Origin of the sequence: Mesorhizobium loti (assembly GCA_014189435.1) — a bacterium.
Classification (GTDB): domain Bacteria; phylum Pseudomonadota; class Alphaproteobacteria; order Rhizobiales; family Rhizobiaceae; genus Mesorhizobium; species Mesorhizobium loti_G.
Genome location: CP050293.1, coordinates 3,299,575 through 3,320,035, shown reverse-complemented (window position 1 = coordinate 3,320,035; position 20,461 = coordinate 3,299,575). Strand labels below are relative to the sequence as shown.

8 protein-coding genes are annotated in these 20,461 nt (G+C 63.6%); 2 read left to right on the top strand and 6 right to left on the bottom strand.

The features are described 5' to 3' along the window. Position 1: 1 nt before the first annotated feature. The 5 genes from HB777_16310 to HB777_16290 form a co-directional block, all read right to left on the bottom strand. Complete coding sequence (locus HB777_16310; GenBank protein QND65305.1) at positions 2–1,696, bottom strand: type I secretion system permease/ATPase; 1,695 nt, start codon at positions 1,694–1,696, stop codon at positions 2–4. 64 nt (positions 1,697–1,760) lie between these two features. Beyond that, positions 1,761–15,260, bottom strand: coding sequence for a hypothetical protein (locus HB777_16305; protein QND65304.1), 13,500 nt, complete (start codon positions 15,258–15,260; stop codon positions 1,761–1,763). Position 15,261: 1 nt separating this feature from the next. Continuing rightward, entirely contained in the window at positions 15,262–15,402 is a 141-nt protein-coding gene (locus HB777_16300) for a hypothetical protein (protein QND65303.1), read from the bottom strand. Positions 15,403–16,561: 1,159 nt separating this feature from the next. Beyond that, positions 16,562–17,347: a substrate-binding domain-containing protein gene (locus HB777_16295; GenBank protein ID QND65302.1), complete on the bottom strand. Its 786-nt coding sequence runs from the start codon at positions 17,345–17,347 to the stop codon at positions 16,562–16,564. Positions 17,348–17,373: 26 nt separating this feature from the next. Further along, positions 17,374–17,601 (bottom strand): LacI family transcriptional regulator, encoded by a 228-nt coding sequence (locus HB777_16290; protein ID QND65301.1) that lies wholly within the window; start codon positions 17,599–17,601, stop codon positions 17,374–17,376. 191 nt (positions 17,602–17,792) lie between these two features. Between HB777_16290 and HB777_16285 the strand changes: the two genes are divergently transcribed. Together HB777_16285 and HB777_16280 are read left to right on the top strand one after the other, a co-directional pair. Then, complete coding sequence (locus tag HB777_16285; GenBank protein QND65300.1) at positions 17,793–18,122, top strand: hypothetical protein; 330 nt, start codon at positions 17,793–17,795, stop codon at positions 18,120–18,122. A gap of 33 nt (positions 18,123–18,155) precedes the next feature. Further along, the gene (locus tag HB777_16280; GenBank protein QND65299.1) at positions 18,156–18,542 is read left to right on the top strand and encodes a hypothetical protein; all 387 of its coding nucleotides are present in this window, start codon (positions 18,156–18,158) and stop codon (positions 18,540–18,542) included. Positions 18,543–18,932: 390 nt separating this feature from the next. On the opposite strand, the gene HB777_16275 is transcribed toward HB777_16280, so the two are convergent. After that, positions 18,933–20,450, bottom strand: a complete 1,518-nt coding sequence (locus HB777_16275; protein QND65298.1) for an aldehyde dehydrogenase family protein — start codon at positions 20,448–20,450, stop codon at positions 18,933–18,935. Positions 20,451–20,461 lie beyond the last annotated feature (11 nt).

Sequence of the window (20,461 nt, the reverse complement as noted above, 5' to 3'; positions counted from 1 at the left end):
CTCATTGGGTTGCTACCGCCATTGGAGCCGCGCGCTGGTTGAGCAGCGCCACGATCTCGTTTCTCATGCCGAAGGCCTCGACGGCGCCATCGCGCAACAGAAGGATCTTGTCGACATTCGCCAGGGTCGAGGGCCGGTGCGAGACGATGATCACCGTGCTGCCGCGGCGCTTGAGCTCGATCGCGCAGTCGCTCAGCGCGCGGTCGCCATCGGCGTCGAGATTGGAGCTCGGCTCGTCGAGAATGATCAGGTTCGGCGTTCCGAACACCGCCCGGGCGAGAGCGATCCGTTGCCGATATCCTCCCGACAGCACTGCGCCGCCTTCGCCGATCTGGGTCTCATAGCCCTGCGGCAGGCGGATGATCATCTCATGCACGCCGGCGAGCCGCGCGGCCTCGATCACCTCCTGGTCGACATTGGTCTTGAAGCGGCCGATGTTGGCGGCGACCGTATCGGAGAAGAGTTCGATATCCTGCGGCAGGTAGCCGATGTGGTCGCCGAGCGCGTCGTGCCCCCATTGCGACAGATCGGCGCCGTCCAGCCTGACAGTGCCACGGCTGGGTTGCATGACGCCCGCGAGATGACGCGCCAGCGTCGACTTGCCGGCGCCGGAAGGGCCGACGATTCCCAGCGTCTCGCCTGCTTCGAGCCGGAACGATACGTCCCGGAGAAGCACTTTCTGCTGGCTGGCAATTGCAAAGCTGACCTGCTCGACCGAAATCTTGCCGGTGGGCTTGGGCAGATTGAACGATCTTTCGTTCCGCGCGCCCCCGTCCAGCAGCTTTTCGACCCTTGCCAATGCCGCCCGCCCCAGGATCAGGTTGCGCCAAAGGCCGACGATCTGCTCGACCGGCTGTAGCCCCCGGCCCAGCAAGAGGCTGGCCGCGAACATGGTGCCGCCGGTGATCTGCCGCTCGATCACCAGATAGGCGCCGAGGCCGAGGATCAGCGACTGCATGGTGAGCCGCAGGAAACGGATCAGGCCGGACATCAGGGCGGCGCGATCGCTTGCCTCCGCCTGGCGCCGCAGCGCCAGGTTGCGGTCGCGCCCCCAGCGGCGGATGAGACCATCGATCATTCCCATGGCGCGAACGACTTCCGCGTTTCTGAGGCTCATCTCGGTAAAGTTATAATTGGTCGTCGCCAGGTCGTTGGCCTGCTTCAGCGGCGAACGCACGATATACTCGTTGAGCACCGCCATGGCGATCAGGAGCAGCGAGCAGCCCAGCGCGAAGAAGCCGAGCCAGGGATGCAGCAGGAAGATGATGCCGATGTAGATGGGCGACCATGGCAGGTCGAACAGGGCATGGATGCCGCTGCCGGTGATCATCTGCCTGAACGTGTCGAAATCGCGGATCGGCTGGCTTTGCGAGGAGCCCGGCGATGGCGTCTCGACCGACGCGGCGAGGACTTTTGCCGAGAGCAACCGGTCGAGCCGCGCGCTGGCACGCGTCAGGATGGAGGCGCGCACCAAATCGAGGCCGGCCAGCGAAAGGAAGGCCGCCAGCAACACCAGGGTCAGCATCACCAGCGTGGTTTCGCTGCCGCTGGTGACGACCCGGTCGTAGATCTGCAGCATGTATAGTGGGGACGCGAGGTAGAGCAGATTGATCGCCAGGCTGAATGCCGCCGCGACCAGGAAATAGCGGCGGCAGGCCCGAAGCGCATCCTTCACAATTCGCGATTTGCTATCCACTTCCAGAACCCCACTCGATACGCGTCAGGCCAGGTGAGCCGCCGCTGACGGCGGCCCTTTTGGTTCACACCACGAAGTCACTTGAAATTCCTCCATTGCCGACGCCCGTCAGCGTGAACTCCGCCGGATTGTACGAAACGGCGGTATGGCCTTGGCCGTCATCGGCGAGCTTGAAGCCGTTTGCATCATAGGAGCCGACCAGATGCAGCGCGGTACCGTGGGTGCCGTCCGAAACGGTCAGCGTTCCGCCGCTGCCATCCTGGTTTGCCTGATAGACGGCCGTCGTTCCCGCACCGAACAGGATATCCTCGAGCTCCAGCCTGTCGTCATTGGTGATGCCGCCGATCCGCCCGCTGAAGTCGAAGGAATCGTCGAGCTGCAGCGTGCCGGCCGCATCGTGCGCGAAGGTGACGTCCGTCGAGGAGGCACCGCCGAATTCGAGCTTCGACAGATCGCCGATCGTGGCATCGCCGTCGCCGGTAACCTGGCCATGGATGACGATGTCGCCGCCATTGGCCAACAGCATGCCGGAATTCGCCAGCCCGCCGGTGATCGTCAGGCCGCCTGAACCGGTCGCCTCCAGTGTGCCGGAGTTGGTGACGACGCTGCCCCCGGTATCGATGACCAGCGCATTCGAGCCGGAGGCGATGATGGTGCCCTGGTTGTCGAGGCTCAGCATCCCGCCGCCCAACTGGCCGGCGCCCGATATCGTGTTGTCGACATTGACCAGAGTGACATCCGGCCCCGTGCCGGAGATCATGTTGGCGGCGCTGTCGGACAGCAGGACCTGCCCGCCACCCTGCAGGGTCACGCCATGCTGGATGATTTGCAGCAGCGTTTCACCGCCGCTCGAGTCCAGCGAGATAAGGCCGCTATTGTTGATCGTGCCGCTCAGCGGCAGCAAGGCGCCGTCGCCGATCGTCATGGTCCCTGGATTGTTGACCACCGGTGTCTGGTCGAAGACGAAATTGCTTGCCGTCAGCGCGCCTGAGTGCACGCCATCCAGTGTGATCGACTGCCCGTCGCCGAGCGCGATCACCGCGTTGCCGTTGGCATCGTCGGCTATGTGCGTCTGGAGATCGGAGAAGCTTGCCAATCCATTGTAGCCGATAAGGTCGATCTGGTCAGCCGCGGCGTCGAAATTATGCACCGTGTCGAAGCCGATCGGCTGCGAGAAGACAAAGAGATCGTTGCCGCTCGATCCGGTCAGCACGTCGTCACCGGACCAGGCGAAGATCGGCGAGCCCTGGGTATAGGCCTCGACATTGTCGGCAACCGACATGCTTCCCGTCGTGCCGTCCGCGTTGATCCAGGTCATCGAGACATCAAGCACTGCTGCACCGGTGAATTCTGACGGCGTGGTGACCGTCAGGGCTTGTAGGTCGTTGGTCTGTGTCGTCCAGGTTCCGTCGGCGTTGTGCGTCGCGCCGTCGATGGTCCAGCCCGAAGGCACGTCCTTCACCGTGACCGTGATGAGCGCGCCCTCATGCGAGGGGTCGGTCAAGGCGAGATTGATGGGCTCGCCGGAGGTGCCGGCGGGCGCTTCATGCGTCATCGAGAACGTGTTCCCGGCTGGATCCGTAGCAGTTACGGTCAACGTGTGGTGTTGGAGCTGCGCCCCATTTGCGATATCTGTAAAGGTCCAGGTGGTACCGATCTTGACTATCGAACCCCAGGTGAGCGGTGTTCCGGCATCGGTAATGGTAAAGCTGGAGACCGCGTCGGAAACGCCTGTCACCACAATCCTTTTGCCCGATCCGCCGGATGTCTCGTAAGTCCATGCCGTAAATGTCGGATTCTCCCGGTCGATCGCAACGGTGTCGGAGCCAGCACTACCGGTGTTGCCGGCGGCGTCAGTGTAGCTGCCAGCCGTCACTGACACTGACCCGGTCGCGGAAATCCCGTCTGTCGCCGTGAAGGTGGCGTGGTAAGTGGTCGCGGTGTCCTGCGTGATCGGACCCAGTGTCCCACCCGCCATCGTCAGATCGCTGGCGTCAAAGCCGACCGGTGCCTCACTGAAGGTGAAAGTCACATTCGAGCTGGGGGTGCCGTCGCTGAGCGAAGCCGCCACGATGTTGACCCCGACGGTCGGGTTGAGCCTGTCGATCGCAACGGTGTCGGAGCCAGCACTACCAGTGTTGCCGGCTGCGTCGGTGTAGCTGCCGGCCGCCACTGACACTGACCCGGTCGCGGAAATCCCGTCGGTCGCCGTGAAGGTAGCGTGGTAAGTGGTCGCGGTGTCCTGCGTGATCGGACCCAGTGTCCCACCCGCCATCGTCAGATCGCTGGCGTCAAAGCCGACCGGTGCCTCACTGAAGGTGAAAGTCACATTCGAGCTGGGGGTGCCGTCGCTGAGCGAAGCCGCCACGATGTTGACCCCGACGGTCGGGTTGAGCCTGTCGATCGCAACGGTGTCGGAGCCAGCACTACCAGTGTTGCCGGCTGCGTCGGTGTAGCTGCCGGCCGCCACTGACACTGACCCGGTCGCGGAAATCCCGTCGGTCGCCGTGAAGGTAGCGTGGTAAGTGGTCGCGGTGTCCTGCGTGATCGGACCCAGTGTCCCACCCGCCACCGTCAGATCGCTGGCGTCAAAGCCGACCGGTGGCTCACTGAAGGTGAAAGTCACATTCGAGCTGGGGGTGCCGTCGCTGAGCGAAGCCGCCACGATGTTGACCCCGACGGTCGGGTTGAGCCTGTCGATCGCAACGGTGTCGGAGCCAGCACTACCAGTGTTGCCGGCTGCGTCGGTGTAGCTGCCGGCCGCCACTGACACTGACCCGGTCGCGGAAACCCCGTCGGTCGCCGTGAAGGTAGCGTGGTAAGTGGTCGCGGTGTCCTGCGTGATCGGACCCAGTGTCCCACCCGCCATCGTCAGATCGCTGGCGTCAAAGCCGACCGGTGCCTCACTGAAGGTGAAAGTCACATTCGAGCTGGGGGTGCCGTCGCTGAGCGAAGCCGCCACGATGTTGACCCCGACGGTCGGGTTGAGCCTGTCGATCGCAACGGTGTCGGAGCCAGCACTACCAGTGTTGCCGGCTGCGTCGGTGTAGCTGCCGGCCGCCACTGACACTGACCCGGTCGCGGAAACCCCGTCGGTCGCCGTGAAGGTAGCGTGGTAAGTGGTCGCGGTGTCCTGCGTGATCGGACCCAGTGTCCCACCCGCCATCGTCAGATCGCTGGCGTCAAAGCCGACCGGTGCCTCACTGAAGGTGAAAGTCACATTCGAGCTGGGGGTGCCGTCACTGAGCGACGTGGCGACGATGTTCACGAGCACCGTCGGCGCAGTTGCGTCGATGATCTGCGCTGTCGCCGTGCCGGTGCCAACCACCAGGTGTTCGAAGTTGCCGCCCGAGGTGCCGGTGATGGCGGCGGTCAGGCTTGATGCGTTGGGGGTTGCAATCACCAGAGTACCAACCGTCTGGCCGTTGGCGATGGTGATGTCGCCCTGGTCGGTGTGGATCGTGGTGACGCCATGCGAGGCGTCCGATAGCGTCGCCGTGAAGGTGACGTTGGCATCGTGATCTGTGACGTCGGACGTGCTCAGGTCGACCGTCGCGTCGGTGATGGTGTCGTTGACGTTGGCCGTGGCGCTCGCCGTGCCGATCGTCAGGTTCTCGAAGTTGCCGCCCGAGGTGCCGGTGATGGTGGCGGTGAGGTGCGAGGCGTCGTTGTAGACGTCCTCGCCATTGCCCGAGGCGATCGTCAGCGTGCCGGTGGTCGCGCCAGCCAGGATCGTGATGTCGCCCTGGTCGGTGGTGATGGTGACATCGGTCCCGGCCGCATGCGACAGCGTCGCCGTGAACACATAGCTCGTGTCGGCGGCATTCTCGAGCACTGTCGAAGCGCTCAGGTCGACCGTCGTGGCGGTGATGGTGTCGTTGACGTTGGCCGTGGCGCTCGCGGTGCCGACCACCAGGTTCTCGAAGTTGCCGCCCGAGGTGCCGGTGATGGTGGCGGTCAGGTGCGAGGCGTCGTTGTAGACGTCCTCGCCATTGCCCGAGGCGATCGTCAGCGTGCCGGTGGTCGCGCCAGCCAGGATCGTGATGTCGCCCTGGTCGGTGGTGATGGTGACATCGGTCCCGGCCGCATGCGACAGCGTCGCCGTGAACACATAGCTGGTGTCGGCGGCATTCTCGTTCACCGTCGAAGCGCTCAGGTCGACCGTCGTGGCGGTGATGGTGTCGTTGACGTTGGCCGTGGCGCTCGCGGTGCCGACCACCAGGTTCTCGAAGTTGCCGCCCGAGGTGCCGGTGATGGTGGCGGTGAGGTGCGAGGCGTCGCTGTAGACGTCTTCGCCATTGCCCGAGGCGATCGTCAGCGTGCCGGTGGTCGCGCCAGCCAGGATCGTGATGTCGCCCTGGTCGGTGGTGATGGTGACATCGGTCCCGGCCGCATGCGACAGCGTCGCCGTGAACACATAGCTGGTGTCGGCGGCATTCTCGAGCACTGTCGAAGCGCTCAGGTCGACCGTCGCGTCGGTGGCGGTGTCGTTGACGTTGGCCGTGGCGCTCGCCGTGCCGATCGTCAGGTTCTCAAAGTTGCCGCCCGAGGTGGCGGTGATGGTGGCGGTGAGGTGCGAGGCGTCGCTGTAGACGTCCTCGCCATTGCCCGAGGCGATCGTCAGCGTGCCGGTGGTGGCGCCAGCCAGGATCGTGATGTCGCCCTGGTCGGTGGTGATGGTGACATCGGTCCCGGCCGCGTGCGACAGCGTCGCCGTGAACACATAGCTGGTGTCGGCGGCATTCTCGAGCACTGTCGAAGCGCTCAGGTCGACCGTCGTGGCGGTGATGGTGTCGTTGACGTTGGCCGTCGCCGTCGCGGTGCCGATCGTCAGGTTCTCGAAGTTGCCGCCCGAGGTGCCGGTGATGGTGGCGGTGAGGTGCGAGGCGTCGCTGTAGACGTCTTCGCCATTGCCCGAGGCGATCACCAGCGTGCCGGTGGTCGCGCCAGCCAAGATCGTGATGTCGCCCTGGTCGGTGGTGATGGTGACATCGGTCCCGGCCGCGTGCGACAGCGTCGCCGTGAACACATAGCTGGTGTCGGCGGCATTCTCGAGCACTGTCGAAGCGCTCAGGTCGACCGTCGTGGCGGTGATGGTGTCGTTGACGTTGGCCGTGGCGCTCGCCGTGCCGATCGTCAGGTTCTCAAAATTGCCGCCCGAGGTGCCGGTGATGGTGGCGGTGAGGTGCGAGGCGTCGTTGTAGACGTCTTCGCCATTGCCCGAGGCGATCGTCAGCGTGCCGGTGGTCGCGCCAGCCAGGATCGTGATGTCGCCCTGGTCGGTGGTGATGGTGACATCGGTCCCGGCCGCATGCGACAGCGTCGCCGTGAACACATAGCTGGTGTCGGCGGCATTCTCGTTCACCGTCGAAGCGCTCAGGTCGACCGTCGTGGCGGTGATGGTGTCGTTGACGTTGGCCGTGGCGCTCGCGGTGCCGACCACCAGGTTCTCGAAGTTGCCGCCCGAGGTGCCGGTGATGGTGGCGGTGAGGTGCGAGGCGTCGCTGTAGACGTCTTCGCCATTGCCCGAGGCGATCGTCAGCGTGCCGGTGGTCGCGCCAGCCAGGATCGTGATGTCGCCCTGGTCGGTGGTGATGGTGACATCGGTCCCGGCCGCATGCGACAGCGTCGCCGTGAACACATAGCTCGTGTCGGCGGCATTCTCGAGCACTGTCGAAGCGCTCAGGTCGACCGTCGTGGCGGTGATGGTGTCGTTGACGTTGGCCGTGGCGCTCGCGGTGCCGACCACCAGGTTCTCGAAGTTGCCGCCCGAGGTGCCGGTGATGGTGGCGGTGAGGTGCGAGGCGTCGTTGTAGACGTCCTCGCCATTGCCCGAGGCGATCACCAGAGTACCAACGGTCTGGCCGTTGGCGATGGTGATGTCGCCCTGGTCGGTGTGGATCGTGGTGATGCCTTGCGAGGCACTGCTCAATGTCGCCGTGAAGGTGTAGTTGGCGACCGCTCCCTCGTTCACCGTCGAGGCGCTGAGGTCGACCGTCGCGTCGGTGGCGGTGTCGTTGACGTTGGCCGTGGCGCTCGCGGTGCCGACCACCAGGTTCTCGAAGTTGCCGCCCGAGGTGCCGGTGATGGTGGCGGTGAGGTGCGAGGCGTCGCTGTAGACGTCTTCGCCATTGCCCGAGGCGATCACCAGAGTACCAACGGTCTGGCCGTTGGCGATGGTGATGTCGCCCTGGTCGGTGTGGATGGTGGTGATGCCTTGCGAGGCACTGCTCAATGTCGCCGTGAAGGTGTAGTTGGCGACCGCCCCCTCGGCGACCGTCGAGGCGCTGAGGTTGACCGTCGCGTTGGTGACGGTGTCGTTGACGTTGGCCGTGGCGCTCGCGGTGCCGACCACCAGGTTCTCGAAGTTGCCGCCCGAGGTGCCGGTGATGGTGGCGGTGAGGTGCGTGGCGTCGTTGTAGACGTCCTCGCCATTGCCCGAGGCGATCGTCAGCGTGCCGGTGGTGGCGCCAGCCAGGATCGTGATGTCGCCCTGGTCGGTGGTGATGGTGACATCGGTCCCGGCCGCGTGCGACAGCGTCGCCGTGAACACATAGCTGGTGTCGGCGGCATTCTCGAGCACTGTCGAAGCGCTCAGGTCGACCGTCGCGTTGGTGACGGTGTCGTTGACGTTGGCCGTCGCCGTCGCGGTGCCGACCACCAGATTCTCGAAGTTGCCGCCCGAGGTGCCGGTGATGGTGGCGGTCAGGTGCGAGGCGTCGTTGTAGACGTCTTCGCCATTGCCCGAGGCGATTGTCAGCGTGCCGGTGGTGGCGCCAGCCAGGATCGTGATGTCGCCCTGGTCGGTGGTGATGGTGACATCGGTCCCGGCCGCATGCGACAGCGTCGCCGTGAACACATAGCTGGTGTCGGCGGCATTCTCGTTCACCGTCGAAGCGCTGAGGTCGACCGTCGTGGCGGTGATGGTGTCGTTGACGTTGGCCGTGGCGCTCGCCGTGCCGATCGTCAGGTTCTCGAAGTTGCCGCCCGAGGTGCCGGTGATGGTGGCGGTGAGGTGCGAGGCGTCGTTGTAGACGTCCTCGCCATTGCCCGAGGCGATCACCAGCGTGCCGGTGGTCGCGCCAGCCAGGATCGTGATGTCGCCCTGGTCGGTGGTGATCGTTACATCGGTCCCGGCCGCATGCGACAGCGTCGCCGTGAACACATAGCTGGTGTCGGCGGCATTCTCGTTCACCGTCGAAGCGCTCAGGTCGACCGTCGTGGCGGTGATGGTGTCGTTGACGTTGGCCGTGGCGCTCGCGGTGCCGATCGTCAGGTTCTCAAAATTGCCGCCCGAGGTGCCGGTGATGGTGGCGGTGAGGTGCGAGGCGTCGTTGTAGACGTCCTCGCCATTGCCCGAGGCGATCGTCAGCGTGCCGGTGGTCGCGCCAGCCAGGATCGTGATGTCGCCCTGGTCGGTGGTGATGGTGACATCGGTCCCGGCCGCATGCGACAGCGTCGCCGTGAACACATAGCTGGTGTCGGCGGCATTCTCGAGCACTGTCGAAGCGCTCAGGTCGACCGTCGTGGCGGTGATGGTGTCGTTGACGTTGGCCGTGGCGCTCGCGGTGCCGACCACCAGGTTCTCGAAGTTGCCGCCCGAGGTGGCGGTGATGGTGGCGGTGAGGTGCGAGGCGTCGCTGTAGACGTCTTCGCCATTGCCCGAGGCGATCGTCAGCGTGCCGGTGGTGGCGCCAGCCAGGATCGTGATGTCGCCCTGGTCGGTGGTGATCGTTACATCGGTCCCGGCCGCATGCGACAGCGTCGCCGTGAACACATAGCTGGTGTCGGCGGCATTCTCGTTCACCGTCGAAGCGCTCAGGTCGACCGTCGTGGCGGTGATGGTGTCGTTGACGTTGGCCGTGGCGCTCGCGGTGCCGACCACCAGGTTCTCGAAGTTGCCGCCCGAGGTGCCGGTGATGGTGGCGGTCAGGTGCGAGGCGTCGCTGTAGACGTCTTCGCCATTGCCCGAGGCGATCGTCAGCGTGCCGGTGGTCGCGCCAGCCAGGATCGTGATGTCGCCCTGGTCGGTGGTGATCGTTACATCGGTCCCGGCCGCATGCGACAGCGTCGCCGTGAACACATAGCTGGTGTCGGCGGCATTCTCGTTCACCGTCGAAGCGCTCAGGTCGACCGTCGTGGCGGTGATGGTGTCGTTGACGTTGGCCGTGGCGCTCGCGGTGCCGACCACCAGGTTCTCGAAGTTGCCGCCCGAGGTGCCGGTGATGGTGGCGGTCAGGTGCGAGGCGTCGCTGTAGACGTCTTCGCCATTGCCCGAGGCGATCGTCAGCGTGCCGGTGGTCGCGCCAGCCAGGATCGTGATGTCGCCCTGGTCGGTGGTGATGGTGACATCGGTCCCGGCCGCATGCGACAGCGTCGCCGTGAACACATAGCTGGTGTCGGCGGCATTCTCGTTCACCGTCGAAGCGCTCAGGTCGACCGTCGTGGCGGTGATGGTGTCGTTGACGTTGGCCGTGGCGCTCGCGGTGCCGACCACCAGGTTCTCGAAGTTGCCGCCCGAGGTGCCGGTGATGGTGGCGGTGAGGTGCGAGGCGTCGTTGTAGACGTCTTCGCCATTGCCCGAGGCGATCGTCAGCGTGCCGGTGGTGGCGCCAGCCAGGATCGTGATGTCGCCCTGGTCGGTGGTGATCGTTACATCGGTCCCGGCCGCATGCGACAGCGTCGCCGTGAACACATAGCTGGTGTCGGCGGCATTCTCGTTCACCGTCGAAGCGCTCAGGTCGACCGTCGTGGCGGTGATGGTGTCGTTGACGTTGGCCGTGGCGCTCGCGGTGCCGACCACCAGGTTCTCGAAGTTGCCGCCCGAGGTGCCGGTGATGGTGGCGGTGAGGTGCGAGGCGTCGCTGTAGACGTCTTCGCCATTGCCCGAGGCGATCGTCAGCGTGCCGGTGGTCGCGCCAGCCAGGATCGCGATGTCGCCCTGGTCGGTGGTGATCGTTACATCGGTCCCGGCCGCATGCGACAGCGTCGCCGTGAACACATAGCTGGTGTCGGCGGCATTCTCGAGCACTGTCGAAGCGCTCAGGTCGACCGTCGTGGCGGTGATGGTGTCGTTGACGTTGGCCGTGGCGCTCGCGGTGCCGATCGTCAGGTTCTCAAAGTTGCCGCCCGAGGTGGCGGTGATGGTGGCGGTGAGGTGCGAGGCGTCGTTGTAGACGTCCTCGCCATTGCCCGAGGCGATCGTCAGCGTGCCGGTGGTGGCGCCAGCCAGGATCGTGATGTCGCCCTGGTCGGTGGTGATCGTTACATCGGTCCCGGCCGCATGCGACAGCGTCGCCGTGAACACATAGCTGGTGTCGGCGGCATTCTCGTTCACCGTCGAAGCGCTCAGGTCGACCGTCGTGGCGGTGATGGTGTCGTTGACGTTGGCCGTGGCGCTCGCGGTGCCGATCGTCAGGTTCTCAAAGTTGCCGCCCGAGGTGGCGGTGATGGTGGCGGTGAGGTGCGAGGCGTCGTTGTAGACGTCCTCGCCATTGCCCGAGGCGATCGTCAGCGTGCCGGTGGTGGCGCCAGCCAGGATCGTGATGTCGCCCTGGTCGGTGGTGATGGTGACATCGGTCCCGGCCGCGTGCGACAGCGTCGCCGTGAACACATAGCTGGTGTCGGCGGCATTCTCGAGCACTGTCGAAGCGCTCAGGTCGACCGTCGTGGCGGTGATGGTGTCGTTGACGTTGGCCGTGGCGCTCGCCGTGCCGATCGTCAGGTTCTCAAAGTTGCCGCCCGAGGTGGCGGTGATGGTGGCGGTGAGGTGCGAGGCGTCGTTGTAGACGTCCTCGCCATTGCCCGAGGCGATCGTCAGCGTGCCGGTGGTGGCGCCAGCCAGGATCGTGATGTCGCCCTGGTCGGTGTGGATGGTGGTGATGCCTTGCGAGGCACTGCTCAATGTCGCCGTGAAGGTGTAGTTGGCGACCGCTCCCTCGTTCACCGTCGAGGCGCTGAGGTCGACCGTCGTGGCGGTGATGGTGTCGTTGACGTTGGCCGTGGCGCTCGCGGTGCCGACCACCAGGTTCTCGAAGTTGCCGCCCGAGGTGCCGGTGATGGTAGCGGTCAGGTGCGAGGCGTCGCTGTAGACGTCTTCGCCATTGCCCGAGGCGATCGTCAGCGTGCCGGTGGTCGCGCCAGCCAAGATCGTGATGTCGCCCTGGTCGGTGGTGATCGTTACATCGGTCCCGGCCGCATGCGACAGCGTCGCCGTGAACACATAGCTCGTGTCGGCGGCATTCTCGTTCACCGTCGAGGCGCTGAGGTCGACCGTCGCGTCGGTGATGGTGTCGTTGACGTTGGCCGTGGCGCTCGCCGTGCCGATCGTCAGGTTCTCGAAGTTGCCGCCCGAGGTGGCGGTGATGGTGGCGGTGAGGTGCGAGGCGTCGTTGTAGACGTCCTCGCCATTGCCCGAGGCGATCGTCAGCGTGCCGGTGGTGGCGCCAGCCAAGATCGTGATGTCGCCCTGGTCGGTGGTGATGGTGACATCGGTCCCGGCCGCGTGCGACAGCGTCGCCGTGAACACATAGCTGGTGTCGGCGGCATTCTCGAGCACTGTCGAAGCGCTCAGGTCGACCGTCGTGGCGGTGATGGTGTCGTTGACGTTGGCCGTGGCGCTCGCCGTGCCGATCGTCAGGTTCTCAAAATTGCCGCCCGAGGTGCCGGTGATGGTGGCGGTGAGGTGCGAGGCGTCGTTGTAGACGTCCTCGCCATTGCCCGAGGCGATCGTCAGCGTGCCGGTGGTGGCGCCAGCCAGGATCGTGATGTCGCCCTGGTCGGTGGTGATGGTGACATCGGTCCCGGCCGCATGCGACAGCGTCGCCGTGAACACATAGCTGGTGTCGGCGGCATTCTCGAGCACTGTCGAAGCGCTCAGGTCGACCGTCGCGTCGGTGATGGTGTCGTTGACGTTGGCCGTCGCCGTCGCGGTGCCGATCGTCAGGTTCTCGAAGTTGCCGCCCGAGGTGCCGGTGATGGTGGCGGTCAGGCTGGTGGCGTCGTTGTAGACGTCCTCGCCATTGCCCGAGGCGATCGTCAGCGTGCCGGTGGTGGCGCCAGCCAGGATCGTGATGTCGCCCTGGTCGGTGGTGATGGTGACATCGGTCCCGGCCGCGTGCGACAGCGTCGCCGTGAACACATAGCTGGTGTCGGCGGCATTCTCGAGCACTGTCGAAGCGCTCAGGTCGACCGTCGTGGCGGTGATGGTGTCGTTGACGTTGGCCGTGGCGCTCGCCGTGCCGATCGTCAGGTTCTCAAAATTGCCGCCCGAGGTGGCGGTGATGGTGGCGGTGAGGTGCGAGGCGTCGTTGTAGACGTCCTCGCCATTGCCCGAGGCGATCGTCAGCGTGCCGGTGGTCGCGCCAGCCAGGATCGTGATGTCGCCCTGGTCGGTGGTGATGGTGACATCGGTCCCGGCCGCATGCGACAGCGTCGCCGTGAACACATAGCTGGTGTCGGCGGCATTCTCGTTCACCGTCGAAGCGCTCAGGTCGACCGTCGTGGCGGTGATGGTGTCGTTGACGTTGGCCGTGGCGCTCGCGGTGCCGACCACCAGGTTCTCGAAGTTGCCGCCCGAGGTGCCGGTGATGGTGGCGGTGAGGTGCGAGGCGTCGCTGTAGACGTCTTCGCCATTGCCCGAGGCGATCGTCAGCGTGCCGGTGGTGGCGCCAGCCAAGATCGTGATGTCGCCCTGGTCGGTGGTGATCGTTACATCGGTCCCGGCCGCATGCGACAGCGTCGCCGTGAACACATAGCTGGTGTCGGCGGCATTCTCGTTCACCGTCGAGGCGCTGAGGTCGACCGTCGTGGCGGTGATGGTGTCGTTGACGTTGGCCGTGGCGCTCGCGGTGCCGACCACCAGGTTCTCGAAGTTGCCGCCCGAGGTGCCGGTGATGGTGACGGTGAGGTGCGAGGCGTCGTTGTAGACGTCTTCGCCATTGCCCGAGGCGATCGTCAGCGTGCCGGTGGTCTGGCCGTTGGCGATGGTGATGTCGCCCTGGTCGGTGTGGATGGTGGTGATGCCTTGCGAGGCACTGCTCAATGTCGCCGTGAACACGTAGGCTGCCGTCGGCCCCTCGGCGACCGTCGAGGCGCTGAGGTTGACCGTCGCGTTGGTGACGGTGTCGTTGACGTTGGCCGTGGCGCTCGCCGTGCCGACCACCAGGTTCTCGAAGTTGCCGCCCGAGGTGCCGGTGATGGTGGCGGTGAGGTGCGAGGCGTCGCTGTAGACGTCCTCGCCATTGCCCGAGGCGATCACCAGAGTACCAACGGTCTGGCCGTTGGCGATGGTGATGATGCCCTGGTCGGTGGTGATGGTGGTGACGCCGTGCGAGGCACTGCTCAATGTCGCCGTGAAGGTGTAGTTGGCGACCGCTCCCTCGTTCACCGTCGAGGCGCTGAGGTCGACCGTCGCGTCGGTGGCGGTGTCGTTGACGTTGGCCGTCGCCGTCGCGGTGCCGACCACCAGGTTCTCGAAGTTGCCGCCCGAGGTGCCGGTGATGGTGGCGGTCAGGTGCGAGGCGTCGCTGTAGACGTCTTCGCCATTGCCCGACGCGATCACCAGAGTACCAACGGTCTGGCCGTTGGCGATGGTGATGATGCCCCGGTCGGTGGTGATGGTGGTGACGCCGTGCGAGGCGTCCGACAGCGTCGCCGTGAACACGTAGTTGGCGACCGCCCCCTCGGCGACCGTCGAGGCGCTCAGGTTGACCGTCGCGTTGGTGACGGTGTCGTTGACGTTGGCCGTCGCCGTCGCGGTGCCGATCGTCAGGTTCTCGAAGTTGCCGCCCGAGGTGCCGGTGATGGTGGCGGTCAGGTGCGAGGCGTCGCTGTAGACGTCCTCGCCATTGCCCGAGGCGATCACCAGAGTACCAACGGTCTGGCCGTTGGCGATGGTGATGATGCCCTTGTCGGTGGTGATGGTGGTGACGCCTTGCGAGGCACTGCTCAATGTCGCCGTGAACGTATAGGCCGCCGTCGGCCCCTCGCTCACCGTCGAGGCACTGAGGCTGACCGTCGCGTCGTGTTTGAGGTCGATGTTCTCGATCGCCGAGATCTTGAGGTTAATCGTCTTGAATTCATAGACGGATTGGTCCGCCTGGCCCGTGTTCTTGTTCGCGTGGGCCGGAAGCCAGACATTTTTGAAGTAGGCGATCTCAGCGTTCAGAGCCGCCATGAATGTGGCATCGTTAGACTGTTGGACGCTGACGACAATTCTGAGCGTGTCGATCTCGGCCGTACCGCCTTTTGCGGTTCCGTTGCCACCATCATAATTGTCATATCCGGTGAACGCCGTTTGCCCGGTTTGCAGCACGCCATCGTTGTATATGGCGCTGCCTAGGCGGTACTGGTTCTCATAGGATCGGAAAATCAGAGTATCGGCACCCGACCCACCTAGAAGAGTGTCGATACCGCTCCCGCCGTCCAGGGTGTCAGCGCCAGACCCACCATTAATATAGTCATTACCGTCACCGGCGTAGATGACGTCGGTCTCGCTCCCGCCGATAAGCTTGTCATCCCCATCAGTCACCACGCCGACGTAGCTGCTGCCACTCGCACCCATACTAACCTCCCAAGATCATGGATTGAGACGGGAAGGCGATGACGACCGTATCCTCGGCTAAATTGAAAACGTCATCCTTCGCCTGCGGCGTGTTTGAAAAAGACGCAGTGGTTCCACCGGCATCGGCGATTTTAGAAGCCATTTTCAACCCCCCTTTTTAAGAACAGACGCCCCATCTGTTTTATCGGCAGTACTGAACGACCGGCTGCTTCCAGCCGAAGAATGACCGCGCGATCGGTATGCGAATTCGGGGAGGCATCAATTGTCAGCGCCATCCAGACGAGCCACCGCATTAAACAACCGGCTTGCGCTGGCTATTCACGGATGGATGGTGGCTCGATAATGATGGCAGCGACGACTTTGGTCGCCGCGCTGCTTGTTCCTACCCCGACTGCAACGTCTTAACTCGTTGGTTACCGATCACGAGTTTTAGAAAGCCCGTATATTAGGAGATTCTTAACCCTACCGCAGGGCGAGCGTCAATGGCCAACTTGACGGAACAGTTAATAGTCGAAGTGAAAGTCAAAGTATCCCCAGCGGTCCTACTGGCCGGCTGGAGTTTTCCCACCACATATGTAAAAGACCGGCGGGCACGTTTGTAGACCGACATCGCCGGCATTGGAGCTCGGCATTCATCCTGGACGTCTGCTCGGCGATCCGCGCGAAAGCTGCAGCCTCAACCTCGGCGGCCGACAAGCCTGTGAGCGCCACGTCGTGGGCGCCTCGGGGTAGGTGCCAGCCAGCGAAACAAGTTCGCCGTCACACAAGTCCATAGGGGAGCAATGCCACCGCGTGTTGCAGTCGTGCGGCACTGGCAGCAGGCTGGGATACGTCCGGACAGCAAGGTTGGGCACTGCGGGGCTAGATACAACACGACCGTGTCGCGGCGATGCCATCTAACTACCTGATTGTATTGCCTAAATAGCTGGCTGGGAACCTGGATTCCCGGACAGAGAAATGCCGCATCCAGCTAGATCATTGAGATCGCTAGGAAATTCAGTCTACCAAAGTGGCTCTGCCACAATTTGTGCATCACCTGTGTGCCCAGACCCGCAGGCGGCGTCAAGAGCCCGATTTCAGGGATTTGAAAGATCAAGCGGAAGTCTCAGAGATCGCTGGGCAAACTTTGCCTAGGTCCGAAGTCGACCCGAAAACGACTTCGGTCGGCCACCGCGTGGACGACCGCTTTGCGCCTCATAGCGGCTGTAGAACCCCGTCCTGCTAACTACTAAAGGCAGACGTTGACGGCGACCACGCTGGAGGTCGCGGTTGCGTCACGACGATGTAAGAGATAGCCCGGCCTAACCCCGCGGTCGAGTGGTCGAGCCGCGGACCAAGAGCTCGACCGGTATGATCACCTGGCTCGGGGCGCCGTTTGCAAACACCGTCGTGGCGGCAAGTCTCCCCTTCCCGACAATGTCTTGGGCCACTGTCGTGAGCGGAGGCGTGGTGCGCGAAGACTCTGCGGTGCCATCGAAGCCGACGACCGACATGTGCTCGGGTATCTTGATATTGCGCCGACGCGCTTCGTCCAGGACGGTGATTGCCTGCCAGTCCGACATAGTCAAGATCGCCGTTGCTTGCGGAACCCGGTCGAATACGACCGCTCCTGCCGAAGGCTCACCTGGAGTCGTCTCGATGATCGGGACATTGTCGATTGACAGACCGAGCTCAGCCAAACCCTGGGCGAAGCCGAAGAGTCTCTCGTGATCAAGTTGAAAACCGGCAGAGATAGCGCGCGGGGCATTGCCCGGCAAATGGACGATGGGCGGCCCCGATGTGCGCCGAATGGACAGGATTGCAAAACGCTGATGTCCAAGAGCAGCCAGATGCCTGATGGCCGCCAGAGCCCCGCTCCTGCCGTCTATCCGGATCGAATTGACGTCCGGACCGGCATCGCTTTCGAGGATGACGAAGGGCAGCCGCCGGCGCCGTAAAGAGGCGATCAATTCGATGTCCGCGCTGTGGCCCAGGATGAAGCCGTCAACCAAGGCCTCGCGAATGGTGGAGATGCGCGTTTCATCCGTACCATTGACCAAACTCAGCGTCGCTCCAGCCTCGTCACAAGCAAGCGAAACGCCAAGCACCAGCTCCCGCAGATATGGGCTCCTGATCATGTCGGCAATAGCGTATGCACCCGGGGGATCAGGCCGATGGCGTTGAACTTGCCGTCGCGCAGCACGCGTCCTCTCGGGTCGGGGCCATCGTAACCAAGCTGGCGCGCCGCGGCCTCAACGCGCTGACGCAGATCGGACCGCACTAGGTCCGGATGGTTGAATACATTGGAGACAGTACCGCGGGAGACTCCCGCGACCCGGCCGACATCGGCGAGCGTAGGCATTTTGGAAACATTCATTTCCCTCAGTTAGACAATTTTTTGGAGCGCTCCAAGTTTTTTCTTGACGCTAAGCCTTAAATGTTGGATTTTGCATTTGGAGCGCTCCAAAGATTGAAAAATTGCAGGGTTTCGGCATCTGCGCCGAACATCGGCCAAGCGTGCCTGATTTCGCAAAATCATCGAGGAGGATTAGGATGACTACGACCAATGGTGCCCCGACCTCGCTCGTCGGGAAGACTTTTGATTGCTCGTTCGGACAGTTCGTACCGAGGTTGACGGTCCTGTCGCCGACCGAATTGCGGGTGCAGGCGACGATCGGCGCTACCGAGATCGACGAGGTCGTTCAGAGCAATCTGACCGGCGTTCGACCCGGACTTTTCATCATGAGTTGGACCGAGCAAGGCGGCAACTTCGTCGTGCAGGTTCAAGATCACGAGAACCAGATCGTTCATAACTATGCGCGACTGGCGGACGGGCAGCAGTTCTGCGCGCAAGGTACAATTCATCCGGTGGCGACGACGTGATGCCCGCCTGTGTATCTGAGAGGAGATTACGCCATGACCACCAACATGATCGACCAGACCGACCCTCTGCAGTGGGACCCCAAGCTTGACGCCGTGATCGCGGCGCCCGCAAACCACAAGGTATTGTTTGAGAATGACCGGCTACGTGTGCTTGAGGTAATCCTCAAGCCCGACGAGGAAGAGCCGACACATCACCACCGCTGGCCTTCAGTATTCGTGTTCGATCAGGTGGAAGGCCCTATCCACGACTTCGCGCCGGATGGGACCATGATGCCGCCCAATCGAGATGTCATCCAGGCGGTCCAGGCATGGGACGGCCAAGGCTGTCTCGTGGTGCATATGGCCCCCCAACCGGCGGGTCGCGTGCTCAACGCTTCGAGCAAGACCCTGCATGGTATCCGTGTCGAGATGAAGTCATAAGCAGACTTGACCCTGGCCACCGGAACTCGCGCACGCTGAACGTCCACTTTTGACGATTCAAGCCTTAAAGCTGCCAGTCCGCTTGCGGCCCATAGGGGAAACCTCAGTGGCTTTCGGCGGTTTGGATATCCTCGTCAACAACGCTGGCTATGGCCTGTTCGGCGCGATCGAGGAAGCGACGCCCAATGAAATAGACGAAATCAAATGGCTATAAGAACTCGTGTGCAACAGCTGCACACGAAAGTTCTCCTTCTCTTCCATCTCCGTTCTTACGATGAGGTGGCCGAGAGGCCTCCTAGACCTGCGACCGTCCGGCACAACGCTAAAGAACATCTGCACAGCAGCGAAGTCGAACCTGACCTCGCCGCTGTGACAGCGCCGCCGGCGCGATCAGAAGAAGCCGAGTTTTTTCGGGCTGTAGCTGACCAGCATGTTCTTGGTCTGCTGATAGTGGTCGAGCATCATCTTGTGGGTCTCGCGGCCAATGCCGGACTGCTTGTAACCGCCGAACGCGGCGTGCGCCGGATAGGCGTGGTAGCAGTTGGTCCAGACGCGGCCCGCCTGGATGGCGCGACCGAAGCGGTAGCAGCAATTTGCATCACGGCTCCAGATGCCGGCGCCGAGGCCGTAGAGGGTGTCGTTGGCGATCGACAGCGCCTCTTCGTCATCCTTGAAGGTGGTGACGGAGACCACCGGTCCAAAGATTTCCTCCTGGAAAACGCGCATCTTGTTGTGACCCTTGAACACGGTCGGCTGGACGTAATAGCCGCCGGCAAGGTCGCCCGGAAGTTCGGCGCGCCCGCCGCCGGTCAGCACCTCGGCGCCTTCCTGGCGGCCGATGTCGAAGTAGCTCAATATCTTTTCGAGCTGCTCCGAGGACGCCTGCGCGCCGAGCATGGTGGCCGGATCGAGCGGATCGCCCTGCACGATCGCCTGGACGCGCTTCAGGGCCGTCTCCATGAAGCGGTCGTAGATCGACTCGTGGATCAGTGCACGGCTCGGGCAGGTGCAGACCTCACCCTGGTTGAACGCGAACATGACGAAACCCTCGACCGCCTTGTCGAAGAAGTCGTCGTCTTCCGCGAGCACATCCTGGAAGAAGATGTTGGGTGACTTGCCGCCGAGTTCGAGGGTTACCGGAATGAGGTTCTGGCCGGCATATTGCATGATCAGCCGGCCGGTGCTCGTCTCACCGGTGAAGGCAATCTTGGCGATGCGCGGCGACGACGCCAGCGGCTTGCCGGCTTCAAGGCCGAAGCCGTTGACGATGTTCAGGACCCCTGGCGGCAGAAGATCGCCGATCAGATCGGCCCAGAGCAGGATCGAGGCCGGCGTCTGCTCGGCCGGCTTCAGCACCACGCAGTTGCCGGCGGCAATCGCGGGCGCCAGCTTCCAGCACGCCATCAGCAGCGGGAAGTTCCAGGGAATGATCTGGCCAACCACGCCGAGAGGCTCGTGAAAGTGATAGGCAACGGTGTCGTCGTCGATCTGGGAGAGGCTGCCCTCCTGGCTGCGCAGTGCGCCGGCGAAATAGCGGAAATGATCAATGGCGAGCGGCACGTCGGCGGCGGTCGTTTCGCGGATCGGCTTGCCATTGTCCCAAGTCTCGGCGAGGGCGAGGAGGTCCAGATTGTCCTCCATGCGATCGGCGATGCGGTTGAGGATCAGCGCACGCTCGGCAACGCTGGTGCGGCCCCAGGCGTCCTTGGCGGCATGCGCGGCATCGAGCGCGGCTTCGATATCGGCCGCGTCGGAACGAGCGACTTCGCACAGCAGCTGGCCGTTCACCGGCGAATGATTGTCAAAGTACCGGCCGGCGTGAGGCTCGGCCCATTTGCCGCCGATGAAGTTGCCATAGCGCTTGGCAAAGGGGACCTTCACCGCGCGCGAAAATTCTACCTTGTTCATGTCTTCCTCCC